The organism is Streptomyces sp. NPDC096339 (genome assembly GCF_044762985.1).
Taxonomy (GTDB): Bacteria; Actinomycetota; Actinomycetes; order Streptomycetales; family Streptomycetaceae; genus Streptomyces.
Genome location: NZ_JBIWFI010000040.1, coordinates 22,287 through 47,713 on the forward strand (window position 1 = coordinate 22,287; position 25,427 = coordinate 47,713).

Annotated in this window: 26 protein-coding genes; 10 read left to right on the plus strand and 16 right to left on the minus strand. The window is 70.4% G+C overall.

Features of this window, described 5'->3' with window-relative positions; translation table 11 throughout:
* Window positions 1–412: 412 nt before the first annotated feature.
* Complete coding sequence (locus ACIQ5Y_RS33840; protein WP_384749913.1) at window positions 413–946, plus strand: universal stress protein; 534 nt, start codon at window positions 413–415, stop codon at window positions 944–946.
* Window positions 947–1,091: 145 nt separating this feature from the next.
* Window positions 1,092–1,658 (plus strand): GPR1/FUN34/YaaH family transporter, encoded by a 567-nt coding sequence (locus ACIQ5Y_RS33845; RefSeq protein ID WP_403889372.1) that lies wholly within the window; start codon window positions 1,092–1,094, stop codon window positions 1,656–1,658.
* Window positions 1,659–1,731: 73 nt separating this feature from the next.
* On the opposite strand, the gene glmS is transcribed toward ACIQ5Y_RS33845, so the two are convergent.
* The 3 genes from glmS to ACIQ5Y_RS33860 form a co-directional block, all read right to left on the minus strand.
* Window positions 1,732–3,549, minus strand: a complete 1,818-nt coding sequence (gene glmS, locus ACIQ5Y_RS33850; protein ID WP_403889375.1) for a glutamine--fructose-6-phosphate transaminase (isomerizing) — start codon at window positions 3,547–3,549, stop codon at window positions 1,732–1,734.
* 65 nt (window positions 3,550–3,614) lie between these two features.
* Window positions 3,615–3,890: a hypothetical protein gene (locus ACIQ5Y_RS33855; RefSeq protein WP_329385221.1), complete on the minus strand. Its 276-nt coding sequence runs from the start codon at window positions 3,888–3,890 to the stop codon at window positions 3,615–3,617.
* Between the two features lie 107 nt (window positions 3,891–3,997).
* Window positions 3,998–4,909: a DUF4429 domain-containing protein gene (locus ACIQ5Y_RS33860; RefSeq protein ID WP_403889378.1), complete on the minus strand. Its 912-nt coding sequence runs from the start codon at window positions 4,907–4,909 to the stop codon at window positions 3,998–4,000.
* Window positions 4,910–4,961: 52 nt separating this feature from the next.
* On the opposite strand from ACIQ5Y_RS33860, the gene ACIQ5Y_RS33865 reads away from it, so the two are divergent.
* Window positions 4,962–6,557 carry a beta-N-acetylhexosaminidase gene (locus ACIQ5Y_RS33865; RefSeq protein ID WP_403889381.1) on the plus strand — a complete coding sequence of 532 codons (1,596 nt, stop codon included), beginning with the start codon at window positions 4,962–4,964 and terminating at the stop codon, window positions 6,555–6,557.
* A 17-nt stretch (window positions 6,558–6,574) separates the two neighbouring features.
* Here ACIQ5Y_RS33865 and ACIQ5Y_RS33870 read toward each other — a convergent pair whose 3' ends face one another.
* Window positions 6,575–7,120, minus strand: a complete 546-nt coding sequence (locus ACIQ5Y_RS33870; protein WP_403889384.1) for a hypothetical protein — start codon at window positions 7,118–7,120, stop codon at window positions 6,575–6,577.
* A gap of 344 nt (window positions 7,121–7,464) precedes the next feature.
* Here ACIQ5Y_RS33870 and ACIQ5Y_RS33875 point away from each other — a divergent pair, with 344 nt between their 5' ends.
* Window positions 7,465–7,788 carry a hypothetical protein gene (locus ACIQ5Y_RS33875; RefSeq protein WP_403889387.1) on the plus strand — a complete coding sequence of 108 codons (324 nt, stop codon included), beginning with the start codon at window positions 7,465–7,467 and terminating at the stop codon, window positions 7,786–7,788.
* Window positions 7,789–7,801: 13 nt separating this feature from the next.
* Complete coding sequence (locus tag ACIQ5Y_RS33880; protein WP_403889390.1) at window positions 7,802–8,809, plus strand: hypothetical protein; 1,008 nt, start codon at window positions 7,802–7,804, stop codon at window positions 8,807–8,809.
* A 144-nt stretch (window positions 8,810–8,953) separates the two neighbouring features.
* Here the strand turns inward: ACIQ5Y_RS33880 and ACIQ5Y_RS33885 are convergent, their stop codons facing one another.
* Entirely contained in the window at window positions 8,954–9,592 is a 639-nt protein-coding gene (locus ACIQ5Y_RS33885; RefSeq protein ID WP_403889393.1) for a PLAT/LH2 domain-containing protein, read from the minus strand.
* Between the two features lie 423 nt (window positions 9,593–10,015).
* Between ACIQ5Y_RS33885 and ACIQ5Y_RS33890 the strand changes: the two genes are divergently transcribed.
* Window positions 10,016–12,007, plus strand: a complete 1,992-nt coding sequence (locus ACIQ5Y_RS33890; RefSeq protein ID WP_403889396.1) for a calcium-binding protein — start codon at window positions 10,016–10,018, stop codon at window positions 12,005–12,007.
* Window positions 12,008–12,110: 103 nt separating this feature from the next.
* Window positions 12,111–13,100 carry a VOC family protein gene (locus ACIQ5Y_RS33895; RefSeq protein WP_403889399.1) on the plus strand — a complete coding sequence of 330 codons (990 nt, stop codon included), beginning with the start codon at window positions 12,111–12,113 and terminating at the stop codon, window positions 13,098–13,100.
* Window positions 13,101–13,104: 4 nt separating this feature from the next.
* Here ACIQ5Y_RS33895 and ACIQ5Y_RS33900 read toward each other — a convergent pair whose 3' ends face one another.
* From ACIQ5Y_RS33900 to ACIQ5Y_RS33910, 3 genes are read right to left on the minus strand one after another with little or no spacing between them, the layout of a single operon-like run.
* A complete protein-coding gene (locus ACIQ5Y_RS33900; protein ID WP_403889402.1) occupies window positions 13,105–13,302 on the minus strand; it encodes a DUF397 domain-containing protein in 198 nt (65 codons plus the stop codon).
* A 25-nt stretch (window positions 13,303–13,327) separates the two neighbouring features.
* Entirely contained in the window at window positions 13,328–13,525 is a 198-nt protein-coding gene (locus tag ACIQ5Y_RS33905) for a DUF397 domain-containing protein (protein ID WP_403889405.1), read from the minus strand.
* Window positions 13,522–14,418 carry a helix-turn-helix domain-containing protein gene (locus ACIQ5Y_RS33910; protein ID WP_403889408.1) on the minus strand — a complete coding sequence of 299 codons (897 nt, stop codon included), beginning with the start codon at window positions 14,416–14,418 and terminating at the stop codon, window positions 13,522–13,524. Before ACIQ5Y_RS33910 ends, ACIQ5Y_RS33905 begins: the two co-directional genes overlap by 4 nt.
* Window positions 14,419–14,650: 232 nt before the next feature.
* On the opposite strand from ACIQ5Y_RS33910, the gene ACIQ5Y_RS33915 reads away from it, so the two are divergent.
* From ACIQ5Y_RS33915 to ACIQ5Y_RS33925, 3 genes are read left to right on the plus strand one after another with little or no spacing between them, the layout of a single operon-like run.
* Window positions 14,651–14,776, plus strand: coding sequence for a hypothetical protein (locus tag ACIQ5Y_RS33915; protein WP_327283536.1), 126 nt, complete (start codon window positions 14,651–14,653; stop codon window positions 14,774–14,776).
* A complete protein-coding gene (locus ACIQ5Y_RS33920; RefSeq protein WP_403889411.1) occupies window positions 14,773–15,177 on the plus strand; it encodes an ATP-binding protein in 405 nt (134 codons plus the stop codon). Before ACIQ5Y_RS33915 ends, ACIQ5Y_RS33920 begins: the two co-directional genes overlap by 4 nt.
* Window positions 15,174–15,377, plus strand: coding sequence for a hypothetical protein (locus ACIQ5Y_RS33925; protein WP_403889414.1), 204 nt, complete (start codon window positions 15,174–15,176; stop codon window positions 15,375–15,377). Before ACIQ5Y_RS33920 ends, ACIQ5Y_RS33925 begins: the two co-directional genes overlap by 4 nt.
* A 20-nt stretch (window positions 15,378–15,397) precedes the next feature.
* Here the strand turns inward: ACIQ5Y_RS33925 and ACIQ5Y_RS33930 are convergent, their stop codons facing one another.
* The 8 genes from ACIQ5Y_RS33930 to ACIQ5Y_RS33965 form a co-directional block, all read right to left on the minus strand.
* Complete coding sequence (locus ACIQ5Y_RS33930) at window positions 15,398–15,811, minus strand: hypothetical protein (protein WP_403889417.1); 414 nt, start codon at window positions 15,809–15,811, stop codon at window positions 15,398–15,400.
* A gap of 102 nt (window positions 15,812–15,913) precedes the next feature.
* On the minus strand, window positions 15,914–17,695 hold the full coding sequence (locus tag ACIQ5Y_RS33935; RefSeq protein ID WP_403889420.1) for an IucA/IucC family protein: 1,782 nt from the start codon (window positions 17,693–17,695) through the stop codon (window positions 15,914–15,916).
* Window positions 17,692–18,261 (minus strand): GNAT family N-acetyltransferase, encoded by a 570-nt coding sequence (locus tag ACIQ5Y_RS33940; RefSeq protein WP_403889423.1) that lies wholly within the window; start codon window positions 18,259–18,261, stop codon window positions 17,692–17,694. Before ACIQ5Y_RS33940 ends, ACIQ5Y_RS33935 begins: the two co-directional genes overlap by 4 nt.
* The gene (locus tag ACIQ5Y_RS33945) at window positions 18,258–19,559 is read right to left on the minus strand and encodes a lysine N(6)-hydroxylase/L-ornithine N(5)-oxygenase family protein (RefSeq protein WP_403889426.1); all 1,302 of its coding nucleotides are present in this window, start codon (window positions 19,557–19,559) and stop codon (window positions 18,258–18,260) included. The genes ACIQ5Y_RS33940 and ACIQ5Y_RS33945 overlap by 4 nt, the downstream gene beginning before the upstream one ends.
* Window positions 19,543–21,042 carry a pyridoxal phosphate-dependent decarboxylase family protein gene (locus tag ACIQ5Y_RS33950; RefSeq protein ID WP_403889429.1) on the minus strand — a complete coding sequence of 500 codons (1,500 nt, stop codon included), beginning with the start codon at window positions 21,040–21,042 and terminating at the stop codon, window positions 19,543–19,545. The genes ACIQ5Y_RS33945 and ACIQ5Y_RS33950 overlap by 17 nt, the downstream gene beginning before the upstream one ends.
* A 145-nt stretch (window positions 21,043–21,187) precedes the next feature.
* Window positions 21,188–22,075 carry a siderophore-interacting protein gene (locus tag ACIQ5Y_RS33955; protein WP_403889432.1) on the minus strand — a complete coding sequence of 296 codons (888 nt, stop codon included), beginning with the start codon at window positions 22,073–22,075 and terminating at the stop codon, window positions 21,188–21,190.
* Between the two features lie 67 nt (window positions 22,076–22,142).
* Entirely contained in the window at window positions 22,143–23,177 is a 1,035-nt protein-coding gene (locus ACIQ5Y_RS33960) for an ABC transporter substrate-binding protein (RefSeq protein ID WP_403889435.1), read from the minus strand.
* A 206-nt stretch (window positions 23,178–23,383) separates the two neighbouring features.
* On the minus strand, window positions 23,384–25,315 hold the full coding sequence (locus ACIQ5Y_RS33965) for a hypothetical protein (RefSeq protein WP_403889438.1): 1,932 nt from the start codon (window positions 25,313–25,315) through the stop codon (window positions 23,384–23,386).
* Window positions 25,316–25,427 lie beyond the last annotated feature (112 nt).

Genomic DNA, 25,427 nt, shown 5'->3' on the forward strand with positions numbered 1-25,427 from the left:
ACGGGTGAAGTGGGGGACGGGGGGACGGGGCGGACTGGGTCGGCTGAGCGGGCTGGACGGGCTGGACGGGGTGAACCGGACGGCCGGACACGGCGTACTCCCTGCGGGCTCGTACCTGAAGGTCGGACGCCTGACCAACGCCGCGCGGCGGGCCTCGGTCACTGCGCGCACGGGTGGCGAAGGGCCGACCTCGTCACTGGCTGTAGGGGGCAGCCGCCATTGCCAAGGAGCGCTCACTCCGGCATGCTCCCTGGGACGCTCTCCAAGGGCGGCAAGCCCTGTGCAGGACAGGAGTGTCGCCGTACCCTGGTGGGTATGGGCTTGGGAAGATGCTTCCCGGACAGAGCTCCGTCACACTGCGTCGCCAAATTCCCCTGTTGCTTCCTCCAAGGACCTCTTCGCCGAGACACCCATGGCCGGTCACGACTTCTCCGAACCCGCGGACCGCAAGCGCAAGCGGCTCGCCGACCCCGCGTCGGCCGCCGAGCTGCGCCCGGCGGAACAGCCGCGCCTTGCCTGCGACCCGGCCTTCCGGCACGGGGTCGTTGTGGGATTCGACGGATCCACTTCCAGTGAGCGCGCCCTGGCGTACGCGATCGGCATGGCCCGCCGCTCCGGATCCGGTCTGATCATCGTCCATGTCGCCAACCGGCTGCCCACGACCGTGTGGGCCGGCTGCGAGCCCCCGGTCTTCGTCGACGTGCCGGACCACCGCACCGAGGTGCTCGGACTGGAGCTGGCCTGCGCGGACTATCTGGCCGAAGTGCCGTGGATCCTCGTCGAGCGCGGTGGTGACATCTGCCACGAACTGGAGGAGGTCGGCCGGGAGTATTCGGCCGACGCCATCGTGGTGGGTTCGACGCACGGGATCGTGGGCCGGATCTTCGGCTCCGTGGCCGGCCGACTGGCCAAACGCGCGCAGCGACCGGTCGTCGTCATTCCCTGACCGCATCGAGGGCGACCGTCCGGTTGCTCAGCGTTGTCATCTCGTGACCATTTGTTAAGGCGCTTGTGCGGTTGTGCACCCGTGTAAAGGGTAGATAAGTGCTGCTGGGACGCAGCAAACAACTGCAGATCGAAGGGAGCCCGCCGTGGACAATGGTGTCTCTGCGGGAAGCACGGCCTCGACTTCGACCCTGGGGAACATCGCCCTGGGTCTGACCCTTCTCGCATTCGGTATCGGCCACACCGGCGTCATCGACGGCGTGACCGCTGCCAGTTCCGTGTCGCTCGCGATGTACGTCGGCGGCGTCGCCCTCTTCCTCCTCGGACTCCTGGAGTTCCGCGGCGGCAACGGATCCAACGGCACCGCCTTCGCGGGCCTCGGCATCTTCTGGTTCACCTGGGCCAAGGGCGCGGGCGCTGCGGCTTCCGGTGAAGCCGCCGGAACGTTTCTTGTCCTCTTCGCCCTGCTCGCGCTGACCCTCACGGTCGCAGCCGCGAGCGGTCTGTTCAGCCAGGGCGTCTACGCCCTGCTCACCCTGTCCCTCGTCCTGCTGGCGATATCCGCCTTCGCGGACAGCGGCGGCCTGGCCAAGGCCGGCGGCTGGGTCGCGGCCGTCTCCGGCCTGCTGGCCTGGTACGGGGCCACGGCGGCCCTGGCCAACTGGCCGATGGCCCTCGGCAAGGCGGGCAGGGGCGCGGTCGCCGCGAGCTGAACCGCTCCAAGAAGGGGAGAACCCCCGTGCGCGGTGCGCACGGGGGTTCTTTCACGTGTTCCGGCCGGAACGACTACTCGACGGTGACCGACTTCGCCAGGTTGCGCGGCTTGTCGATGTCGCGGCCCATGGCCAGGGCCGTGTGGTACGCCAGCAGCTGGAGCGGGATGCCCATCAGGATCGGGTCCAGCTCGTCCTCGTTCTTCGGGACCACGATGGTGTGGTCCGCCTTCTCCTGCTCGCGGTGGGCGACCGCGAGGATCCGGCCGCTGCGGGCCTTGATCTCCTCCAGCGCCGCGCGGTTCTTCTCCAGCAGGTCGTCGTCGGGGACGATCGCGACCGTCGGGAGGGAGGGCTCGATCAGGGCGAGGGGGCCGTGCTTGAGCTCGGAGGCGGGGTAGGCCTCGGCGTGGATGTAGGAGATCTCCTTGAGCTTCAGGGAGGCCTCCAGGGCCACCGGGTAGCCGCGCACCCGGCCGATGAACATCATCGACTTGGCCTCGGCGAACTCGGCCGCCAGCTTCTTGATGTCCTCTTCGCCCTCGAGGATCTCCTGGATCTGCGCGGGCAGCTTGCGCAGGCCCTCGATGATCCGCTTGCCGTCGGTGACGGAGAGGTCGCGGATGCGGCCCAGGTGGACGGCGAGGAGGGCGAAGGCCACGACCGTGTTGGTGAAGCACTTGGTGGACACGACGCAGACCTCGGGGCCGGCGTGCACGTACACGCCGCCGTCGGCCTCGCGGGCGATGGCCGAGCCGACCACGTTGACGACGCCGAGGACGCGGGCGCCCTTGCGCTTGAGCTCCTGGACGGCGGCGAGCACGTCGTACGTCTCACCGGACTGGGAGACGGCGATGTAGAGGGTGTCGGGGTCCACGACCGGGTTGCGGTAGCGGAACTCGGAGGCCGGCTCGGCGTCCGCGGGGATGCGGGCCATGCCCTCGATGAGGCCGGCGCCGATGAGACCCGCGTGGTACGAGGTGCCGCAGCCCAGGATCTTGACCCGGCGGATGCCGCGCGCCTCGCGCGGGTCCAGGTTCAGGCCGCCCAGGTGGACGGTGTTGAAGCGGTCGTCGATCCGGCCGCGCAGCACGCGGTCGACCGCGTCGGGCTGCTCGGAGATCTCCTTGTGCATGTAGGTGTCGTGACCGCCCATGTCGTACGAGGCGGCCTCCCACTCCACGGTCTCCGGGGTGGAGGTCGTGGTCGCGCCGGAGGTGGTGTAGGTGCGGAAGTCGTCGGCCTTCAGGGTGGCCATCTCGCCGTCGTCGAGGGTGACGATCTGGCGGGTGTGGGCGACCAGCGCGGCGACGTCCGAGGCGACGAACATCTCCTTCTCGCCGATGCCCAGGACCACCGGGGAGCCGTTGCGGGCGACGACGATGCGGTCGGCGAAGTCGGCGTGCATGACGGCGATGCCGTAGGTGCCCTCGATGGCCTTGACGGCCTCGCGGACCTTCTCCTCCAGGGAGTCGGCCGCGGAGCGGGCGATCAGGTGGACGATGACCTCGGTGTCGGTCTCCGAGACGAAGACGACGCCCTCGGCCTCCAGCTTCGCGCGCAGCTCGGAGGCGTTGTCGACGATGCCGTTGTGGACGACGGCGACCTTGTTCTCGGCGTCGAGGTGCGGGTGCGAGTTGATGTCGCTCGGGGCGCCGTGCGTGGCCCAGCGGGTGTGGGCGATGCCGGTGGTGCCGGCGAAGCGCTTGGGGACGCGGGACTCCAGCTCGCGGACCCGGCCCTTGGCCTTGACGACCTTGAGGGCCGCGGCCTTCGGGCTGTTCACGACGATGCCCGCGGAGTCGTACCCGCGGTATTCAAGGCGCTGCAGGCCTTCGAGCAGCAGTGGTGCAACGTCACGCTTGCCGATGTAACCGACGATTCCGCACATACGGGTTAGCCCCTCCTGAAGTTCGGTTCCTGTACTCGTTCGCGGCCGCGGGTGCGGCGGCCGGCTCAGCCGTAGACGATGCGGCGCAACTGCCGGAGCGAGAGCTCCGGCGGCGCCACGGCGCGGTGCGGCAGCTCGGCCGCGATCCGCTCGAAGATCTCCGCGTTCACCGCTCCGCCGGACTGCAGTTCCCGGTGGCGGCGACGGACGAACTCCTCGGTCGTCTCGTCGAAGTACGCGAGCACGTCGAGGACCACCCGGGCCGCCTCGCCCCGCTGGAGCGAGGTGCTGCGCACCAGGTGTTCGACGAGGTCGTCATGCGACGGGCGGCGATCGAGCACCCGTAGATACTGGCGGCTCCAGGCGGCGAAAGCAAAGATCCTGCCCGAAATCGGGCAGGATCTTGCTGGTCCGTACCAAGGAATGGGTACTTCCGGTTGTAAATGCGCTAGAAACGACGCAGAACGGCCTGCTTGGCCGAGGTGAACTCCTCGGCGGTCAGCACGCCCGACTGGTGCAGCTCACCCAGCTCGCGCAGCCGCCGCAGCAGGGCGTCGTGGTCCTCGGCGGGGGCCGCCGCCCCGGCGGGGTCGAGGGACTTCTGCGGTTCGGCCGGTGCGATCGCCGTGACCGACGCCGCCGGCGGGGCGTCCTGCGGGGCGGCCGGGTGGGGCATCCGTACCGCCACGGCCGCCGCGACCAGGGCCATCAGCGGGTCCTTCTTGAAGCCGAAGAGCTCCACGGTGTGCGGGTCGTACTTGGGAGCCAGGGGCTTCCCGGCGCCCGCCAGGGTGAAGCGCAGCCAGCCGTTCTCCAGTCCCTTCGACGGACCCCACTCCACCGACCGCAGATCGCCGATGTGGAAACCGCGCGGGCCGCCGGAGCGCTTGGCCTCCTCCGTCGTCCAGTTCCACTCCAGCGCCACCCGCTCCCCGTCGAAGGCCGCCGTCCCGTCGCCCGCGCCCACCGTGATCGGGACGGCGGGCCCCGGCAGCAGGTACGAGGTCGTCGGGCCCGGGTCCACCTGGTCCAGCAGCAGCGCCTGGCGCACCTCGTCGACGAAGTACTCCGCGACCCCGCTGCGGTCCGCCTCCACGGTCAGCCGGTACGGATCCGAGGCCTCCGGCAGCCGCCCGGCCGTCACCTGGAGCAGCGGGTCGGCGCCGTCACGCAGCCGCAGCCGCAGCATGCCCGCCTTGCGGCCGGGCTCGTACGAGATCCCCGCGAGCGCGCGGAGCGGTACGAGCACCTCGCCGAGGGTCTGCCGCAGCAGTGAGACCCCCTTGTCGCGGCCCGGCACGATGCGCACCGCGTCCCCGTCGAAGGTCCAAGTGCCGTCCTTCTGGATGATTTCCGCCATCCGATCATTCTCACACCCACCCGGACGGGCCACTTGGCCTATACCTGGGCCCATGAGAGTCCTGCGACCGCGACGCACGCTCGCCACCCTCCTCGGCGCCCTCCTCGCCGCCGCCTCCTGCACCGCCGCCGCCCACGGCGACGACGCCCGGCCGGGCGGCGGGCGCCGGGCCGCCCCGACCCCGTTCGAGGCGCTCCTGCCCGCCCCCGTCTCCGCCCGGGCCGGCGGCCCCGGGTACGCCGTCGGCACGGGCACGGTCATCCGTACGCCGTGGGGCGCGGGCGCGGAGGTCCGCAGGGTCGCGGGGCTCCTGGCCGAGCAGCTGCGCCGCCCGAGCGGGCTGCCGCTGCCGGTGGTCGACGGGGGCGGGGGCGGCGGGATCCGGCTGCTGATCGACGGGCGGGCCGAGGGGGTGGGGGAGGAGGGCTACCGGCTGGAGTCCCGCCCCGACGGGGTCACCCTCACCGCCCGCACCCCCGAGGGGCTCTTCCACGCGGGGCAGACGCTGCGGCAGCTGCTCCCGGCGGCCGGCCCGGGGACGGTGCCGGGCGGGGAGATCACCGACGCGCCGAGGTTCGCGTACCGGGGGGCCATGGTCGACGTCGCCCGCCACTTCTTCACGGTGGAGCAGGTCAAGAGGTACGTCGACCAGCTCGCCCAGTACAAGGTCAACACCCTGCACGTGCACCTCACCGACGACCAGGGCTGGCGCCTCGCGATCGATTCCTGGCCGCGGCTCGCCCCGTACGGCGGCGCCGGCGAGGTCGGCGGCGGCCCCGGCGGCCACTGGACGAAGGCCGAGTACCGGGACCTCGTCGCCTACGCGGCGGAGCGGTACGTCGACCTCGTCCCGGAGATCGACATGCCGGGCCACGTGAACGCGGCGCTCGCCTCCTACGCGGAACTCAACTGCGACGGGAAGGCCCCCGCCCGCTACACCGGGATCAAGGTCGGCTTCAGCTCGCTCTGCGTCGGCAAGGAGCTGACGTACGAGTTCGTCGACCAGGTCCTCGGCGAGCTCGCGGAGCTCACTCCGGGCCGCTACCTCCACATCGGCGGCGACGAGGCCCACTCCACCCCGGCGGCGGACTACGCGGCCTTCATGGACCGTGCCCAGGAGACCGTGGCCCGCCACGGCAAGACGGTGGTGGCCTGGCACCAGCTGGCGGCGGCCCGCCCGGCGCCGGGCGCGGTGCTCCAGTACTGGGGCCACGACCGCACGGCGGCGGCGGAGAAGGACCGGGTCGCGGCGGCGGCCGCGGCCGGCCACCGGCTGATCCTGTCCCCGGCGGACCGGCTCTACCTGGACATGAAGTACGACCTCACCACGAAGCCGGGCCTGGCCTGGGCGGGCCTCGTCCCGGTGAAGAAGTCGTACTCCTGGAACCCGGGCGCCTACCTGCCCGGCGTCCCGGAGTCCGCGGTCCTGGGGGTGGAGGCCCCGCTGTGGACGGAAACCATCGCGACCCGCGCCGACTGGGAGTTCATGGCCTTCCCGCGGCTGCTGAGCCTGGCGGAACTGGGCTGGTCTCCGGCGGCGGCGCTCGGCTGGGAGTCGTACCGGGAGCGCCTGGCGGCGCAGGCGCCGAGGCTGGAGGCCCAGGACATCCCCTTCTACCGGGCGCCGGACGTGCCGTGGGGGAAGTGACGGGGTGGCCGGGGGGATCAGCCCCAGCAGCTCCCCGCGGCCCCGTTGACGTCCGCACCGACCGTGACCTCGAAACCGGCCCCGGTGGCGAACTCCCGCCCGGCGTCCGGTCCGTAGGACTCCGTGATCTGGTCCGGCTTGACGAAGAAGACCCTGAGCTCCTTCGCCTCTCCGTCCGCGCCCCTGGTGAAGCACGAGTTGTACTGCCGCATGTCGGGCATCGGATTGGGTTCGTACCGCCAGCCGTCGGCCTCCGCGGCCCTTCGGAAGTGGTCGAGCACCTCTTGGCGGGTTCCGGCGTACACGTAGCTGCGACTGGCTGACAGATAGGCGTCGCCGCTGTCGTCCGCGCACTCGGAGAAGGTGGCGTCGCTCTTCGTGGGGGGCGTCGCGCCGGGCGGGGGCGAGGAGAGCAGCGGGAGCGACTCCAGCTCCTTCATGAGCGCGTCGGTCCCCTCACAGGTGGTGGGGGACAGCAGCGAACAGCCGGTCAGCCCACCGGCGACGATCACGGCCGACAGCAGCAGGGCGGTCGTTCGGGCGGTGTGGGTACGGGGCGGCATGGTGGCTCCCACAGGTGCGACGGGCGGTGTCAGGGCGTGCTCGGGGCGTGCTCGGGGTGAGTGTGCCGTTCGGGCTGTACGCGGTGAACGCCGGGGTGCCGTACGGGATCCGTATCGATCGATCATTTCGCCGATCCTCGGCCCGTTGTTTGGGTAGCGTGCCCACGCCAGGTGTTCCACGTTTTGTTGAAGCGAGGGGGGCGCGTGTCGTTCGACGAGGAGCGGCGGCAGAGCGAGGGCGCCGTGCCGATGCGGCTGAACGGCTTGCCGGCCTGTGACCCGGGGGGCACGGGCGAGTACGGCGGCGGTTTCGACAAGGGGAGCTCGGGGAGACCGTCTGCACGGTGTCGCCGGACGAACACTCCGGTGTGCTGCTCTACGGGCTGGGTGTCCGCAAGATGATGTCGCCCGAGCCAACTCCCCCTGGTGCGCTGCCGCTCGGGGGCGGGGTCACCGGCTGGGTGAGCCGGCAGTTGTCGTGGATCCGGCTGTCCGAGGAATGCGGGTTCGAGATGGGCGGCACGGGCGGCGGCGTTCTCCTGGAACTGAAGATCACCCCGGCGGCGGGCCCTCAGGACGTCGATTCGGTCCGCGCGGCCCTTTTGGACATCAGCGGGGACCTCGCCCGGAAACACCACTGCCCGGAACCCTCCGGGACAGCTCAGTAAAGGGGACCGGTCTGTGAGCAACAGGATGAACCGGCCGGGGAGGGTTCTCGCAGCCGCGTTGATCGTGGCCGTGCTGGGGGCCGGTGCGATCGTGTTCGCCGTTGTGCGGGGCGGGGAGGAGGCTGCACCGCAGAGCGGCTTCTGCTGGGGCACCCTCTCCGCCGCGGACGTGGCGACCCTGAGCCCGAAGCCGCACGAGCGGTACGAATCGTACGAGGACCCCGTCCGCAACACCCCGTCCAGCGACTGCCGGGTGTACGGCGACGACCTCAAGCACGCCGAGTTCTACCTCAAGATCAGTGGCGTCTCGGACGATGTGAACGTATGGCGGACTGCGGACGAAGTCGCGGCCGAGTCCCCCTTCCGGGTGCCCATCAGCGGGGCACCCGGCTGGACGAACAAGACCTACGCCGGAGTTCTCCTGCCCCCTTCCTGCGCCCGCGGACTGGGGGTTTCCGGAAGGCCGTACGTGCAGCTCAACAGGGAGGACGAGCGCGAGAGCGGGTGGCAGGAGGGCGAGTCCCAGAAGCGGATGGCGGATGTCCTCATGACTTCCGCGACCAACCTCGCCAAGCGGCTCGGCTGCGCGACGACGTCCTACAGTCCCGCCGCGGAGGCGCCGCGACTGCTCGCGCCCCGCCCCGTGGACCCGGCGCAGGCCTGTGGTCTCCCCGGCTTCGCCCCGCTGAAGCCGCCCGGCGGCGGTCTGCAGGAGTACGTGACACCGGGCGACCTGCGCCTGTGGTCCTGCGCCATCGCTCCGACGGGTGATGAGCATGCCCTGCGATACCTGACGGTCACGCAGGACCCGATCCTGGTCGGCGCCCACCGGCCGGCGGCCGGCGGCCACGGGGACGAGGTCCTCCTCACCTGCGGGGGGACGCCCACGCTCCTCCAGTTCGGCAGCCCCTTCACCTCGCCCGGTGCCGAACCCGGGGTCGCGGCCGAAGCCCTCCGTTCGGATGCGGAGATCTTCGCCGGGTTCAGGGACGCGGTGTCGCGCCAGGCGCACTGCCGGTGAGTCGGGTGGAACCGCGGAGCAGGGGGTCGTTCCCGCCGGGCGTGCTGGTGGCCGTTGTGGTCGCGGCCCCGTTGTGGCCCTTGGTCCGCCCGGGCCGGCCGTTCGCAAGCCGACGCAGGGTCGCGCGGCCACGAAAGGGCCGTGTCACGGCGTGCTGCGGGAGAGCGTGCCGTTCGGGCTGTACGCGGTGAACACGGGGGCGCCGTCGGACGGGGCCCGCTCGCCGCCGGTGATCCACAGCCGGGCCGGGGCGTTGGCCGGGCGCCAGAGCGCGTCGTAGCCCCCGGGGCCGGTGACGCGCGTACCGGCCTCGACGGCCCAGGCGTCCTTCCCCGACTTCCACAGCTGGAGGGAGGCCGGGCGGCCGAAGCCGGCAGGCGTGCGGATCTCGTAGGTGTCGCTGACTCCGGCCTCGAAGTCGTTGTGGTCGCGCGTGTCCAGCACCGTCCACGCGGACGTGCGTCCGGTCTCGTCGGTGAGCCGCACTTGGACGTCGGAGTCCGTGCCGGCCTGCGCGACATCGGCCGTCCTCACGGTGACCCGGTACGTCGCCGGGCCGGTGGGGGTGGTCGGGGTGGCGGGGCCGGGCGCGGCCGTGCTCGGGGACGGGGACGCGGACGAGGGCGACGAGGCGGGGCCGGAGGGGGCCTCCGCGGCGGCGGACCCGGTCGGTCCGGCGGTCATGGCGCCCACCGCCAGACCGGCCGCCGCGCAGGACACCAGCGCGGCTCCGGCCCAGACGCCCTTCGGAACGCGTCGGGCGGGGCGGCGCGGGTGCCGCACGTTCCCGTTCCGGCTTCCGTTCCCGCTTCCGTTCCCGTCGATCCGGGGAAGGGGCTGCGTCGACCCGGCCTCCGGGGCGGGACCGGTCCACTTCGGGGCAGGCGCCCCCGCCGCCCGCGGCAGGACCTCCGTCGCATCCGCATCCCACACCGGGCCCTGTTCCGCACCTGCCGGGCCGTTCCCCTGCACCGCCGCTCCCCCTCACTGTTCATGGCTGCCGACCGCCGGGCACCCTAAGGCGCCACCGCCCCTTCGTGATCTTGATGATCGCCATGCGGACACCGGACCGTGCCCGTGCGTCACCCCTGGGGGTGGAACCCGGAGGTCCAGTGGGCGCAGCCCCGGCCCGGCCACGACCCGGGCGGGGTCGGCGCCCCCGAAAGGTAGGGGAGCCCCAGGAGCCGACGGACGGAGTGTTCCCCCATGCCCCTGTACCCCCCACGGCGCCGGGCCGGGCGCATCGGCGCCTTGACCGCCGCCGGTCTGGCGCTCGTGCTGAGTCTGCCCGGCACGGCTACGGCCGCCCCCGGCGACCTGGACAACACCTTCGGCGGCGACGGCAAGGTCACCACGGACGTGACCGGCTACGAGACGACCGGGGGCGTGGTCGTACAGCCGGACGGCAAGATCATCACCATCGGCAGGGCGAACTTCGAAGCGACCTCCACCGACTTCGCGCTGGTGCGCTACAACACCGACGGCAGCCCGGACACCACGTTCGGCGGCGGTGACGGCATCGTCACCACCGACTTCGACATCGGCAACGACGAGGGCACGGCCGTGGCCCTGCAGCCCGACGGAAAGATCGTCGCCGTCGGCGGTACCGCCAACGAATCCGGCAACGGAGCCTGGCTCGCCGCCCGGTACAACACCGACGGCAGCCTGGACAGCACCTTCGGCAACGGCGGAAAGGTCGTCACGGAGATCGATCCCGACGCGATCGAGACCGCCCTGGCGGTGGTGGTCCAGCCCGACGGCAAGATCGTCGCGGGCGGGGAGAGCATCGGGGTGTGGTCGCTGGTGCGCTACAACGCCAACGGCACCCTGGACAGCGGCTTCGACGGCGACGGCAGGGTGATCACCCCCATCGAGGGTGGCTGCTGCGACGGAGTCCGGGGCCTCGCGCTGCAGTCCGACGGCCGGATCGTCGCGGCCGGGTACAGCACGGCCGGGTTCACGCTGACCCGCTACAACACCAACGGCAGCCTGGACACCGGCTTCGACGGCGACGGGCGGGTGCTGACGGGCTTCGGATCGGGCGCCGCCGGCGTGGCCGTCCAGCCCGACGGCAAGATCGTCACCGCCGGTTCCGCCGGCAATGCCTTCGGGGCGGCCCGGTTCACCGCCAACGGGGCCTTCGATCCGACCTTCGACGGCGACGGGCGGGCGACCACTTCCTTCGGACTCGGGTACACGGCCGTCGGCGGCATGGCGCTGCAGCCCGACGGCCGGATCGTCGCCGCCGGCCAGTACGCGGGTGATTTCGCGCTCGTGCGCTTCAACGCCGACGGCACCCTGGACGCGGGCTTCGACGGCGACGGCCGCCTGACCACCGACTTCGGGACCCCCGTGGACGGGGCCGGTGCCGTGGCCCTCCAGACCGACGGCAAGATCGTCGCCGCCGGCGTCACCGGCGACCCCAACTCCGACGCATCCGACCGTGCCGTGGCCCGCTACCTGGGCGGCGCGGGCAGCCCGCCGCCGCCTCCGCCGAGCGCGGACGTGTCGGTCACCAAGACCGGAACGGCCACCGTCAGCATCGGCGACCAGGCCTCCTACACGGTCCAGGTGAAGAACAACAGCGGCACCACGACGGCCACCGCGGTCTCCCTCTCCGACACCCTCACCGGCGCCGGGGGCACCCTCCTGTCGGCCGTGCCGAGCCAGGGCACCTGCACCACCACCGCCACCACCGCCACCTGCGCCCTCGGCTCCCTCGCCCCGGGCGCCCAGGCCACGGTGACGGTGACCGCCGAACCCCGGGCCACGGGGACGATGTCCGACACGGCCACGGTCAGCTCCTCGCCGACCGACCCGGTGACCGGCAACAACACCGCGACGGCGACCAGTACGGTCAACAACGCGCGCGGCTGCACGATCATCGGCACCAGCGGCGCGGACACCCTGAACGGCGGCTACTTCAACGACGTGATCTGCGGCCTCAGCGGCAATGACACCATCAACGCCTCCTACGGCAACGACACCGTCCACGCCGGTCCCGGCAACGACCGCGTCGACGGCGGCTTCGGCGACGACGTCCTGAACGCCGGCACCGGCACCGACACCCTGATCGGCAACTACGGCAACGACCGCCTCAACACGGCCGACGGCGCCCCGGGCGACACCGCCAACGGCGGCCTGGGCACCGACACCTGCACGACCGACGCGGGCGACACCCGCCTGAGCTGCCCGTAGCGGCCCGAACCGGCGATCCGCCCCGCCGCCACCGCGACACGGCGGCGGGGCGAGACGCTGCGGTTCGTTGACCGTACGGTCGGGTCCTCTCTACGGTGTCGGCATGGGTAACGACATCGTTCGTCTGCACCACATAGGCCACATCGTCGAGGACTTGGCGCAGGCGATCGGCCTGTACGAGCGGATGGGCTTCCTCGTACCACCGCCCGGCCTTCCGGCGATGCCCCGGAGCGAAGGCGCGCAGCTTGAGCCCTTCGGCGCCGCCAACACCCATGCGGACTTCCCGGGTTCCTTCCTCGAACTCGCGACCCGCGTGAAGGACGGCGAGGGCGCCGGGCTTCCGGCCGACGCCCGCCTGGTCCCGCTGGAAGCCCCGCCCGAGGTGCTGCCGGTGCTCGTGGAACGGATCAACGAGGCCGGCGCCAACCTGGGGGCGTTCCTGGAGCGCTTCGAGGGCCTGCACATCCTCATGTTCTCCTCGCCCGCCATCGACGAGGCGGCCACGCGGCTGACGGCCGCCGGTGTCCGGCACGGCGGGGTCAACACGGTACGGAGAGCCGCGCCCCGGGGCGCGAAGGTCCCGGTGGAGACCGTCCGGTACCTGGAGATCGACGGCGACGAGCCCGGCGGCAGGTCGGGTGCGGTCACCGAGGGCCGGGTGGGCGTCGTCGCCGATCTGGACCCGGACGTCCAAGGCGCCCGCGGCCTCGACCACCCGAACGGCGCCGTCGAACTCGTCGGGGCGGTGCTGTGCGTCGCCGACCTTGAACTGGGCGCGGTCCAGCGGCGGTACGAGACGTACCTGGGCCGGCCGGCCCGCCGGTCGGGCCCGGCCCGGGTCTTCGACCTCGACGGGGCCGCCCTCACGCTCGTACCGGAATCCGGTCTGGCGGCCCTCCTGCCGGGCGAGCGGCCCGTTGCCCTCCCGGCGTTCGTCGGCTACACCGTCGCCGTACGCGACCTCGCCCTCACGCGGGACCTGCTGCGCCGCAACGGACTGCCCGTACGGGAGACGCCGTCCGGCGAGGTGTTCGTGCCGTCCGACGCCGCCCTCGGCGCGGCGGTCGCCTTCCGGCCGGCCTCCGCGGGGTGACGGTTCAGGACGTGGGGGTCTTCAGATCGCCGATGAACGCGCCCCAGGCGGTGGCCGCGCAGTGGATTCCGGGGCGGGTGATGTCCTTGCTGTCCCGTACGGCCCGCCCGGTGGCTGTCGCCGCCACCTCGACGCAGTTGCTGTTGGACCCGCTGTAGCTGCTCTTGTACCAAGTGGGACTGGGGGCAGCGGGGGTACGCATGAGCAGTGTCCTCTCTGGCGCGGTGTCAGGGGTGGGGAAGCCCTTTGAGGCTGTCGATGAATGTCCCCCATGCCGCAGCGGGGCAGCGGAGCTCGGGGCGCGTGGTGTCCTTGCTGTCCCGTACGGCCCGCCCGCCGTCGGTGGTCGCCGCCACCTCGACGCATTCCCCTTCGTGGCCGGAGTACGAAGACTTGCGGTACCTGCTGACGACTTCTGCGGTCATGATCCCTCGCGCGTGGTGGGCGGCTTCTCCTTGAGCAACAGGTGGATTCGATCGGCCGTTTGCTCCGGAGACAGTGCTGTGGAGCGTAGTTGGTCGAAGACGTTGACGTAGAGGGCGAGGTCGTCCGGCGCTTCGATCACAGAGGTGTTCGGCAGGTTTTCGACGGCGACGGCCTCGACGGTCGGTTCCACCCCGAAGGAGAAGCTGACGAACGGCCCCGCGATGCCCGCCGCCCGGCTGGCCGAGGCCGGGAGCATCTGGACGGTCACGTTGTGGCGTTCTCCCGCCTCCAGGAGGCGCCGCCACTGCGGGTGGGCGATGGCCGGGGTGGACGCCATGGAGGTGATCGCAGGCTCCCAGATGACCGCCGCGAACTGAGTCTTGCCCTCGTAGACCCGCTTCTGGCGCTCCTGACGGACCTGCACCAGCCTGGCCGCCCGCTCCGGCTCGATGAACGTCGGGGCCGAAGCGATGACGGCCTCGGCGTACTTGGTGGTCTGCAGCAGGCCCGGGATCAGCGCCGGCTGCCAGGAACGGATGTACGTGGCGTCGTTCTCCAACGTGATGTGGTCCGTGTACCCCGACCGAAGGGTCTCCTGGTAGTCCAGCCACCAGCCGCGCTGGTTACTGGTCTTGGCCCAGCCTTCCAGTCGTGCCCGCTCGTCGGGATCGTCGACGCCGTAGCAGTTGAGCAGCGTGCGCACTTCCAGTGCGGACACGGTGGACTGCCCGCCTTCAAGGCGGCTGACCTTGGACACGGACCTCAAGATCGCCGCTGCTGCGGCGGACTGATCCAGTCCGGCGGCCTCACGGTGGCGCCTCAGTGCGGCACCGAGCCTCCGGCTTCGGACGGTGGGCCTCCCGCCTGCGGGCATCGCTGCTCCTCTCAACATCCTTACCAGTCTGCCGCCTTGAGGGAACTCGCGGCCAGTGCGTAACCCATTCGAGTGATCCGCAAATTTGCAAGCGAGGGCCTTGCTGGAGTCCACCGAGCACCCCTACCGTGGATTGCGTAACGGATCGTGTGCACCCAGATGCGATGTGTGATTTCCGGTCCTACGCGAAGACCCCCGCGACTGCGCGAACAGTCCGGGGGCATGGCCAACGCTTACGAGGAGCGTCAACGTGCTGCATTTTATCGGGCTGGTGCCACCGCTACGGCAGTGGTGGCGAAGGCAAGTGCTCGTCCTCGCGACGTACGGGATCGATCTCGGCCCCCGCGTCATCCACGGGCGGGCGGTGGCCCGGTGAGCGAACGGGAAGAAGTGGTGCGGCGGTGGCGGCGCGAGGCCGGGTGCGTACCGCTCGCGCGGGCCGAGCTGCGCAAGGCCCTGGCCGACTGGGGGCTCTCCGAGCTGGAGGGCGACGCCCTGCTCGTGGCCTCCGAGCTCGTGACCAACGCCGTACGGCACGCCGCCGCTCCCCGCGACCGGGAGATCGAGACCCGGTACGTCCGGCTCGGCAACGGCGTACGGGTCGAGGTGCACGACACCAGCCCCGCACGGCCCGTGCTCGTGGCGGCGGACCGGGACGACGACGGCGGGCGCGGGCTCCACCTGGTGGCGGCCGTCGCCGACCGCTGGGCCGTCGGGGAGCGGGTCGGGCCCGGGAAACGGGTGTGGGCCGAGCTGTCCGTGAAGGCGGCGCCGTGACCGCCTGGCTGCTGACCCCCGACCGGACCGGGAGCGAGGCGATCCACGAGGTCGAGTGCACCTCCTGCCACGCCGGTTCCGGCCCGGCCGATGACGACGACGGCCCGGCGGTGTGGGCCCTGCGCCACGCACGGCAGACGGCGCACACCGGCTACCGCCGGATCGTCACCGACTTCCAGCGGGCGTTCCCGACACCGTGACACGTGCGCCGGCCTGCGGCCTACGGCGTCGCGTCGGCAGCCCGGCGGAAACGCTGGTACGACGAGTCGCCGGTCGGCAGCAGGCCGGCCCGCACCATCGCGGTGCCCAGCTCCATCTCGCGTTCCCCATCGCCGCATTCCAGACCGCACTGGATGATCTCGGCGACCATTTCCGTGCTCCCGGCAAGGAAGATCGATCCGCTGTCCACCTGGTAGAACCACGCCTCGTAGACGGTCGATCCGTCGACTTCCACGTCCCAGAGTTCGCAGGCGTAGAGCGCCGACTCGTCGTCGGGGTCGTCCGGATTCACGCGCCGCTCGGCCGGAAGGTCCTCGCCGTCGTAGGCGACTCCGCTCAGCCTGAGCTGCTCGGCCTGTACGGGATCGAGCTGCGCGACCGAGGTGACGTGCCGCTTGTTGGTGAATTCAGCCATGTGCGCGGACGTTAGCACCGCCCACTGACACGGCGAGGTCGGGGAGGGAACGGGCGCGCGCCCGAGGGACCGTATTCGAGAACGCGCGCCCGTTGCCCCCGATCACCGCCGGGCGAAGGCCGCGACGGGGTTCTTGAGGGTGCCGATCAGCTGGAGTGCGGCGGACGGGTCGGCCAGGTCGACCATCTGCTTGTTGTTGCGCAGCTGGAGGCGGTTCAGGCAGGACAGCTGGAACTCGTCCGCGAAGAGGTCGTAGCGGGCGAAGCGGTCCGCGAGGGCGGGCATGGAGTCCTGGTAGTCGTGGGCGCAATCGGCCACCGCCCGCCAGAAGGTGTCCTCCGTGCAGATGCCCTCCGACGCGAGGATCGAGCCGAGGAAGCGGAAGAAGCAGTCGAAGACGTCCGTGAAGATGGACAGGAGCTTCATGTCCTCCGGGATGTCGGCCTTGATGCGCTCGACGGCCGGCGGGAGCACCGCGTCGACGTCCATGATCACGATCTCTTCGGCGATGTCCTTGAAGATCGCCCGCTGCACGACGCCGTCCTTGATGACCAGGATGGTGTTCTCGCCGTGCGGCATGTACGCGAGGTCGTACCGGTAGAAGCAGTGGAGGAGGGGAAGCAGGTAGGCGCGGAGGTAGGGCTTCAGCCACTCGGCGGGAGTGAGGCCCGACTCCTCGATCAGCGCGCCGACGAAGGAGCGGCCCTCCGAGTCCACGTGGAGCAGGGAAGCCATGGTGGCCAGGCGTTCGCCGTCCCGGAGGGAGTTCACCGGGGACTCGCGCCACAGGGCCGCCAGCATCTTGCGGTACGGCGAGTAGCGGTCCGTCGCGCGCTCGTACTGGCGGTGGTGGTAGCCGATCGCCGCCCGCTCCCGGATGATCGAGAAGTCGACGGCCCGGAGGACCGGATCCACCTCGATCAGGCGGTGCAGCCAGTCGTTGATGGCCGGGGTGGCCTCCATGTACGCGGCGGAGAGGCCGCGCATGAAGCCCATGTTGAGGACCGAGATGGCCGTTTTGACGTAGTGCTTGGTGGGGGTCGTGGTGTTGAAGAAGGTACGGATGGACTGCTGGGCGAGGTAGGCGTCCTCGCCTTCGCCCAAGAGGACCAGGCGGCGGTTGGCGATCTCGGCCGCGAAGGTGACCGTCGTCTTGTTCCACCACTGCCACGGGTGGACCGGGAAGAGGTGGTAGTCGGCCAGGTCCAGGCCCAGGGCGGCCAGTTTGGCCGCGAAACCGGCGATGGCCGGCTCGCCCAGCTCCTCGCGCATGAACGAGTCGTGGTCCAGGCCCGCGCCCGCCGTGAAGGTGGACACGTCCCTGCGGGCCGCCACCCACACCAGGTGGACCGGGCTCGCCGTCTCCGGTGCGTACGAGAGGTACTCGTGCACGCCGAAGCCGAGGCGGCCGTTGTTCGCGACGAAACAGGGGTGGCCCTCGGTCATGCCCGTTTCGACGTCCTGGAAGGAGGACTTGGCGAGGACCGCCGAGGAGAGCTGGGGCTTGGTGTACTTGAAGCCGGTGCCCGCCAGGGTGGAGGAGATCTCCTCCAGGTAGACGGGGAGGACCTCCGCGCTCAGGCCCAGGGCCTGCTGGAGCTCGATGTGGAAGTCCAGGGCGTCGAGTTCCAGCGACGTACCGTCGCTGTGGCGGGTGATCGAGGACTCGTCCACCGCCCAGTGGTCCAGGGCGTGGAGGGTGGCCCGGAAGCGGTACTCGACCGTCCGGTCGTCGCTGCGGACCGAGTACCAGGAGTCCCCGAGGGGCTCGGGGGTCAGGAGGCGTTCGTGGGAGAACTCCGCGAGGGCCTTGCGGACCAGGGCGCGGTTGGCGCGGGCCCACAGCTCCGGGGAGAGGTGGGAAACGGCTTCGGCGAGGCTCATATCGTGGCCGCCTCGAACTGGGCGCGGGTGCAGAAGCTGAGTAGGGCTTCCTTCTCCGGCTTCCGGACCGGGCCGTCGGGGACGAAGCCGACCGCCTCGTTGAGGGCGTGGACCGCCGTGTTGCGGACATCCGGCTCGACCACCACGCGCGCCGTCGAGGGGTCGGCGAAGAGCGCGGACATGACCGTCGTGATCACCGCGCGGGTGAATCCGGCGATCGGGGTGTCGGTCGGGGCGACCAGGAAGTGCATGCCCACGTCCCCGGGCCGGGGGTCGTACAGGCCGACCAGTTCGAGCTCCGCCGGGTCGTAGCTCTCCATCAGGAAGGCCGGCCGGCCCTCGTGGAGGCCGATGAAGGCCTGGTGGTGCTCGGCGGCGCAGATGCGCATGTACTCGCGCTCCACGTCCGGGAGGGTCGCGTCCTGCATCATCCAGAACGAGGCTTTGGGGTGGGTGACCCAGCCGTGCAGGAGTTCCGCGTCCGTGAAGGGGTCCAGGGGGCGGACGGAGAAGGTGCCGAGCACCGGGTCCGTGCGGGTGAAGAGGGTGTCCGTGGTGGTGCTCATGCTGCCGTGCCTTCCGGGACTGCGAACTGCTGGAACGCGATGGACTTCTCGACCTTGTAGTACTCGCGGCCGAGGAGCTCGCCGATGACGTACGCGTTGCGGTACGCGGCCATGCCCAGGTCGGGCGAGGTGAGGGAGTGGTTGTGCGTGGTGCCGTTCTGGAGGAAGATCCCGCGCCCGGTGGTGTCCACGCTGTAGTTGCGGGCGGCGTCCAGGCGGCCGTGGCCGTCGAAGACCAGGCGGTCGCGGACCGGGGCGAGGAACTCCGGGGTGACGTACTTGTAGCCGGTGGCCAGGACCAGGCCCTCGGTGGTGAGGGTGAAGTCCCGCTCCTGCTCCTCCTGGCGCAGGCCCAGGGTGTACGTGCCCGTGGTGGTGTCGTACGCCGTGGAGCCGAGGGCGGTGTTGGTGAGGAGCGTGGTCGGAACCGCGCCCGGCATGGTGATCTTCTTCTGGTAGAGCAGGTCGAAGATGGCGTTGATGAGTTCGCCGTCGATGCCCTTGAAGAGGTTCTTCTGCTGGGATTCCAGCCGGTAGCGGGTCTCCTCCGGGAGCGCGTGGAAGTAGTCCACGTACTCCGGCGAGGTCATCTCCAGCGTCAGCTTCGTGTACTCGAGGGGGAAGAAGCGGGGCGAGCGGGTCACCCAGTTGAGCTGGTAGCCGTACGTGTCGATCTCCGCGAGGAGGTCGTAGTAGATCTCGGCGGCGCTCTGGCCCGAGCCGATCAGGGTGATGGACTTCTTGCGCTGGAGCTCCGCCTTGTGTCGCATGTAGGAGGAGTTGTGCAGGAAGTCGCCGTCGAGGTTCGCGCAGGACTCGGGCAGGTGCGGCGGGGTGCCGGTGCCCAGGACCAGCCGGCGGGCCCGGTGGGTTTCGCCCTTGTCGGTGTGGACCTCGTAGAGGGCGGTCCGCTCGTCGTAGGTGACCTCGGTGACGGAGGTGGAGTACAGGACGTTGTCGAGGCGGTCGGCGGCCCAGCGGCAGTAGTCGTTGTACTCGGCCCGCAGCGGGTAGAAGTTCTCCCGGATGTAGAAGGAGTACAGCCGGTCCTTGTCCTTCAGGTAGCTGAGGAAGGAGAAGGGCGAGGTCGGGTCGGCGAGGGTGACCAGGTCCGACATGAACGGCGTCTGGAGGTGCGCGCCGTCCAGGAACATTCCGGCGTGCCACTCGAAGTGCGGCTTCGACTCGATGAACAGGCCGTCCAGCTCGTCGATCGGGGCGGTCAGGCAGGCCAGTCCCAGGTTGAAGGGACCCAGGCCGATGCCGATGAAGTCGTGGGGCTTAGCGGTGGACGGCAAGGGATTCTCCCAGGAACTGCGCGGCGTGAGCGGCGAGGAGGTCGAGGACGGCGGTGATGTCGGCCGTCGTGGTCTGCGGGTTGAGGAGGGTGAACTTCAGGTACTGGTCCCCGTCCACCTTGGTGCCGGCGACGACGGCCTCACCGGAGGCGAACAGGGCCTTGCGGGCGTGGAGGTTGGCCTCGTCGATCAGGTCCGGGCGGATGCCGGCGGCGTCGCCCTCCGGGACGTAGCGGAAGACCAGGGTGGAGATCTGCGGACGGACGACGACCTCGAAGCGCGGGTCGGCGGCGATGACCTCGTAGCCCGCCGCGGCCAGGTCGACGACCTCGTCGAAGAGCGAGCCGACACCGTCGGCGCCCATGACGCGCAGGGTCATCCAGAGCTTGAGGGCGTCGAAGCGGCGCGTGGTCTGGATGGACTTGTCGACCTGGTTGGGGATGCGCTCCTCGGCCATCCGGCGGGTGTTGAGGTAGTCCGCGTGGTACGTGGCGTGCTTCATGGTGTCGCGGTCGCGCACCAGCAGCGCGCTGGAGCTGACCGGCTGGAAGAAGGACTTGTGGTAGTCGACGGTGACCGAGTCGGCGTGCTCGATGCCGTCGAGGAGGTGCCGGCGGGTGGGGGAGACCAGCAGTCCGCAGCCGTACGCGGCGTCCACGTGCATCCACGCGGAGTGCTCGGCGGCCAGCTGGGCGATCTCGGGGAGCGGGTCGATGGACCCGAAGTCGGTGGTGCCGGCGGTGGCGACGACGGCCATGGGGAAGAGGCCGTCGGCGGCGCAGGCCTCCAGCTCCAGGGCGAGGAGCGAGGTGTCCATGCGGCGGGCGCGGTCGACCGGGACGGAGATGACGGCCTCGTAGCCGAGTCCGAGCATGGCGGCCGACTTCTTCACGCTGAAGTGACTGGCCTCGGAGGTGAAGATGCGCAGTTTCGGGAGCAGTTCGGCCTTGGTGAGTTCGATGCCCTCCCGCATCGCCCGCTGCATGACGACGCGGCAGGCCTCGTCACGGGCGAGGAGCAGCGCGTGGAAGTTGGACTGGCTGCCGCCGGAGGTGAAGATGCCGTCCGCGGCCGGGCCGAGGCCGATGCGCCGGGCGGTCCAGTCGATCAGGCGGCGCTCGATGAGCGTGCCGCCGATGGACTGGTCCCAGGTGTCGAGGGAGGAGTTGACGGCCGACAGGACCGCCTCGCCGAGCACCGCCGGGATGACGACCGGGCAGTTGAGGTGGCCGAGGTAGCGCGGGTGGTGGAAGTACACCGCGTCGCGCAGGTAGACCTCCTCCAGCTCGTCGAGGGCGGCGGCCGGGTCGGCGAGCGGCGTGTCGAGGTCGATCCCGTTGATGACGGGGGCGAGTTCGTCGACGGATATGCCGGTGTGAGGCCGCTGCGTGCCCGCGAGTTTGGCGGCGACGCGTTCGACTCCCTGGGTGACGGAACGCCGGTAGAGGTCCGCGGTCGTCTCATTCAGCAGATGCGAGCGCATCAACTTTCCTCCGGGCAGGGGGAGTGGGGAGTTGGGGGGTGATGAACTTAGGTTAGCCTAACCTAACCTCAATGACAAAGAGAGATGGGCCCCGGCGGGAAGCCGGGGCCCATCTCTCGAATGGCGTGCGAAATGCGCGAGTTGACTACAGCTCGGAGGTCGGCTCCTCGCTGGGAGCCTGGCCCGCGTACGCCTCGGCGAGGAGCTGTTCCTCGCTCGCGCCGAGCCGCCAGTAGCCGGTGAAACGCACCGAGCGGCGGTCGACGGATCGTTCCTGCACGAAGTGGCGGCGGGTCGCGCGAACGGTGCCCGCCTCACCGGCCAGCCAGACGTACGGGGCTTCGGCGGCGGGGGTCTGCGCGGCGCGCAGCGCGTTCAGCACCTGCTCGGTGCGGTCGCCGCCGTCTCCCCCGCGCACGATCCAGGTGATGTCGGCTTTCGCGGCGGTCGAGAGCGCGAGCCGGTCGTCCTCGTGCGGGACCTCGAACCAGGCCCGCACCGGGGTCCCGGCCGCCAGCCGCTCCAGGATCGCGGCCGCGGCCGGCAGGGCGGTCTCGTCCGCGTACATCCAGATCGCGTCGGCGGTCGCGGGCGCCTGGAACCGTACGGATTTGTTCTCCGCGACGGCCGGGCCGATCGCCAGGATCCGGCGCCCGGACACCGCCCGCCCGGCCCAGCGGGAAGCCGGGGAGGCATCCCCGTGGAGGACGAAGTCGATGTCGACCTCGTCCACGCCCTCGGGCGTCCGGCGCTGTTCGCGCACCGTGTAGGACCGCATCACCGGACGTTCCTCGTCCGGCATCCCGCGCCAGGCGCCGAACCAGGTGTCCTCGTCCGTGGACGGGAGCACGGTGTGCTCCTGCCCGTCGGGCGGCAGGAAGAGCGAGAGGCTCTGGTCGAAGCCGCCCGAGCGGAAGTCCGCGAGCGACTCACCGCCGAACGTGACGCGCAGGAACGAATGGCCGAGGCGGCGGGTGCGCAGCACTTCGAGCTCGAAGAAGCGGAAGTGTGCGGCTTCTGTTGCGGTGGTCATGTGGTGGGTCCCCCCGAGGAGTGTGCCCGGCGCGCGGGGGCGCGCCGGGCACGGTACCGGCTGCTGGTCAGCTGACCTTCTTGGCGTTCTGGATGGACTTCGCGAGGTCCTCGAGGATCTGCGCGCACTTGGCGTACGAGTAGATCGGCTCGGTCACGCGCGGGGTGATCTGGCCGGCCTTGACGGCGGGCAGCTCGGCCCAGGTGGCCTTCGCCTTCAGCTCCTCCGGCTGCAGGGTGCCGGTGCGGTTGTCGAGCAGGACGACGTCGGCCTTGTACTTGCCGGCGTTCTCCCAGCTGAGGCTCTCGAAGAAGCCGCCCTCGTCCAGCTTCTCCGGGGTGACGAACTCGACGCCGAGGGACTTGAAGTACTTCAGGTCGGCGGAGGTGTCCGGGGTGGAGACGTAGAACAGGTCGGCGGAACCGGAGCCCACGAGCACCTTGATGCCCGGGTTGGCCTTGGTGGCCTCGCGCAGCTTCGCGGCGGCGGCCTCGAAGCGGGCCTTGGAGTCGACGGCGTTCTTGGAGTTCATGTCGGCGCCCAGGGACTTGGCGAGCTCCGCGGTGCGCTCCAGGGACTTGTCCATGCTGGCGTCGCCGCCGACGCCGATCGCGGCGGCCGGGGCCAGCTTCAGGATCTTGTCCTTGGAGGCCTCCGGCACGTACCAGTAGCTGCCGTCCCAGGTGTTGGTGACCAGCAGGTCGGGCTGGAGGGCCGCGTACTTCTCGACGTTGAACTCGTCGTAGACGTTGCCGAGGATCTCCACCTTCGAGATGTCCATGGAGCCGGCCTGGACGTCGGGCTTGCCGTCGGCGGTCTTGGTCGGGCCGAAGACGCCCTTGACCGGGATGCCGTAGTCGTACAGCGCGGCGGCGGTACCGGTGAAGGCGACGATGTTCTTCGGCTTCGACTTGGTGCTGACGTCCTTGCCCAGGTCGTCCTTGAAGGACCAGACGCCCGAGGCCGCGGAGCCCTTGTCGCCCGCACCGTCCTTCGCCTTGTCGGTGCCGCCGCACGCGGCGAGCGCCGCGACCAGGCCGAGGGCGCCGCCGGCCGCGATGATTCCGCGACGGGTGAAGGGGGAGATACGGGACTTGGGCATGTCGATGTCCGATTTCGTGCGTGCCGGTGGCCACTGGGCCGTTCGGAGGGAAGGTTAGCCTAACCTTGGCTGAAATAGGTAAGGGGGACCTAACTTTCTTCGCGGGTGTGGGTGGCGACACACGGGAGAGGGCCTCCCGTCGGAGACGGAAGGCCCTCTGTGTCGGTCATGGCCGGAGCGGATCCGGCTCGATCGGGGTGATCGGATCAGAGCCCGTTGTTGACGGCGATGGTGGAGTTCTCGTGGCCGCACTCGCTGGTCACGCTCTTGTGGGTGGCGTCGCCCGAGTACGTCACCAGCCACCTGTACTCACCCTGGTTGGCGGCGTTGATGTAGAAGGTGGTGTTGTTGGTCGTGGCCACGCCGTTCTGCAGCGTGCCGGTCCAGGTGCCCACCTTGTTGGCGCTGCACTCGTTGTCGTTCGGGCCGTACAGGTCGAACGTGACGGTTCCGGTGGGCTGACCGCCGAAGTTGGCCGAGACCGTGGCCGTGTCCTGCGGGAGGAACCGCTGCCTGGTGAGGATGTTCGCGGGGGCCTTGTCCACGGCCAGGGGCTCGGAGGTGCAGGCGCTCACCGCCGGCATGTTGTTGGCGTCGCCGCTGTAGGAGGCCTGCCAGTAGAACGTGCCGACCTGGTTGAACTGCGCGGCGGCCGAGTTCGGGACGCTCCCGTTCGTGACCGTCACCGGGTTGCCGACCTGGACCCTGTTCAGCGTGCAGGCCGCGTCCGTGTAGTAGGCGTACGTGACCGTGCCGCCCGCGTTGGCGGTCGCGCCGCTGAGGCTGGCCGAGTCGTGCACGAAGTCGCCGATCGTGGCCGTGCTGGTCGGGTTGTTCTGGGCGTTGAGGAGCTGGGTGTTGATCGACGGCCCGGTCCTCGCGACCACGGTCGTCTCGTTGGCGTCCCGGCAGGCGGTGGAGGCGCCCTGGTTGTTCGGGTCGCCGGTGTACGAGGCGGTCCAGTAGTAGGTGCCGGCGGTCGTCGTGGTGTACCCCGGGTTGGTGGTGTACTGGCCGGGGCCGTTCACCGGGATGGGGCCGAAGCTCTGCACCAGGGCCGTGCAGGTCGAGTTGCTGTAGAGGTTGAAGGTGATGCTGCCGCCCGCGTTGGCGGAGGCGCCGCCCAGCGTCGCGGTGTCGACGATGGTGTCACCGACCGTCGCCGTGGGCGTTGCCGAGGTGATCAGCGACGTGCAGTTGGTGATCTGCACCGGCTCGGGCGAGATGAAGTCCTTCAGCTCGGAGTTGAAGGCGTCCGAGGAGCGGCTCTTGACGTAGGCGGAGCCGAAGGTCGTGCAGGAGCTGCCCGACGGGAAGAGCGCGCTGTACGAGATCGCCGCCTCGCCGAACGTGAACGGGGCGAGGGCGGTCGGGCTGAGCCCGCCGGTCTGGTTGGAGGGGATCGAGGTGGTGTTGACCGAGCCCACCGCCAGCGGGTTCGACGTACCGCTGATGACCGTCGGGGCACCCCAGACCGAGCCGCTCCAGGTGCGGATGGAGATGGTCGGGACGGTGCCGCCGTTGGAGAGGTCGTACGTGATCAGCTTGTCGCCGACGGTGCGGACCGGGGTCTCCGGCGGCACGTTGGACCCGTTGTTCGCGCAGTTCGTGGGGACCTTCGTCAGGTCACAGAACTTCTGGTTCAGCTCGAAGTCCATGTTCGTGGTGCCCGACGGGTTGTTGACCCGCTGCCAGAACAGCTCCAGGAACTTCGGCGTCGTGGTCTGCTCCGTGTACACGCCGAAGTTCTTCAGGTCGCTCTTGTTCGGCGGGATCGAACCGAACACGATGGTCGGGTTCGGGTCGTCCTCCTTCGAGCCCTGACCGAAGGCGTCGTCGCCGGTTCCGCTGGGCCGGTCGGCCTTCACCAGGACCCCGCTGCGGAACGCGGTGTTGGTGCCGCCGGTGAGCCAGTCGATGCAGGAGGCACCGCCGTTGACGATCAGGTTCGCGTTGAGGTCGATCTCGAAGCGGCTGTTGTCGAGGGCGGTCGCCGTCGTACACAGCTGGACCGCGGCCATCGCCTGGGCGTTCAGCGCCGCCGGTACCGTGAGCGAGGCGGCGAGTGTGGCGGTGACGAGAGCTGCCCTGAGCCGACGCCCTCTACGGGGCGGTGGCGGCTGCACGGAACTGATCACGTGGGGTTCTCCTCATGTGCTTGAGGCCGGAGCGCGCCGTTCGGCACCCCGCTTCCCGACCTGTGGCCCGGACCAGGGGTAGCGCGCAGCGAGGAAGCTAACACCGGCAAAT

Bases quoted from the DNA above. Each gene is read 5' to 3' on its own strand.
- ACIQ5Y_RS33840 (WP_384749913.1), top strand. From the start codon at position 413: ATGGCCGGTCACGACTTCTCCGAACCCGCGGACCGCAAGCGCAAGCGG.
- glmS (WP_403889375.1), bottom strand. From the start codon at position 3,549: ATGTGCGGAATCGTCGGTTACATCGGCAAGCGTGACGTTGCACCACTG.
- ACIQ5Y_RS33860 (WP_403889378.1), bottom strand. From the start codon at position 4,909: ATGGCGGAAATCATCCAGAAGGACGGCACTTGGACCTTCGACGGGGAC.
- ACIQ5Y_RS33865 (WP_403889381.1), top strand. From the start codon at position 4,962: ATGAGAGTCCTGCGACCGCGACGCACGCTCGCCACCCTCCTCGGCGCC.
- ACIQ5Y_RS33870 (WP_403889384.1), bottom strand. From the start codon at position 7,120: ATGCCGCCCCGTACCCACACCGCCCGAACGACCGCCCTGCTGCTGTCG.
- ACIQ5Y_RS33890 (WP_403889396.1), top strand. From the start codon at position 10,016: ATGCCCCTGTACCCCCCACGGCGCCGGGCCGGGCGCATCGGCGCCTTG.
- ACIQ5Y_RS33895 (WP_403889399.1), top strand. From the start codon at position 12,111: ATGGGTAACGACATCGTTCGTCTGCACCACATAGGCCACATCGTCGAG.
- ACIQ5Y_RS33900 (WP_403889402.1), bottom strand. From the start codon at position 13,302: ATGCGTACCCCCGCTGCCCCCAGTCCCACTTGGTACAAGAGCAGCTAC.
- ACIQ5Y_RS33905 (WP_403889405.1), bottom strand. From the start codon at position 13,525: ATGACCGCAGAAGTCGTCAGCAGGTACCGCAAGTCTTCGTACTCCGGC.
- ACIQ5Y_RS33910 (WP_403889408.1), bottom strand. From the start codon at position 14,418: ATGTTGAGAGGAGCAGCGATGCCCGCAGGCGGGAGGCCCACCGTCCGA.
- ACIQ5Y_RS33930 (WP_403889417.1), bottom strand. From the start codon at position 15,811: ATGGCTGAATTCACCAACAAGCGGCACGTCACCTCGGTCGCGCAGCTC.
- ACIQ5Y_RS33935 (WP_403889420.1), bottom strand. From the start codon at position 17,695: ATGAGCCTCGCCGAAGCCGTTTCCCACCTCTCCCCGGAGCTGTGGGCC.
- ACIQ5Y_RS33940 (WP_403889423.1), bottom strand. From the start codon at position 18,261: ATGAGCACCACCACGGACACCCTCTTCACCCGCACGGACCCGGTGCTC.
- ACIQ5Y_RS33950 (WP_403889429.1), bottom strand. From the start codon at position 21,042: ATGCGCTCGCATCTGCTGAATGAGACGACCGCGGACCTCTACCGGCGT.
- ACIQ5Y_RS33955 (WP_403889432.1), bottom strand. From the start codon at position 22,075: ATGACCACCGCAACAGAAGCCGCACACTTCCGCTTCTTCGAGCTCGAA.
- ACIQ5Y_RS33960 (WP_403889435.1), bottom strand. From the start codon at position 23,177: ATGCCCAAGTCCCGTATCTCCCCCTTCACCCGTCGCGGAATCATCGCG.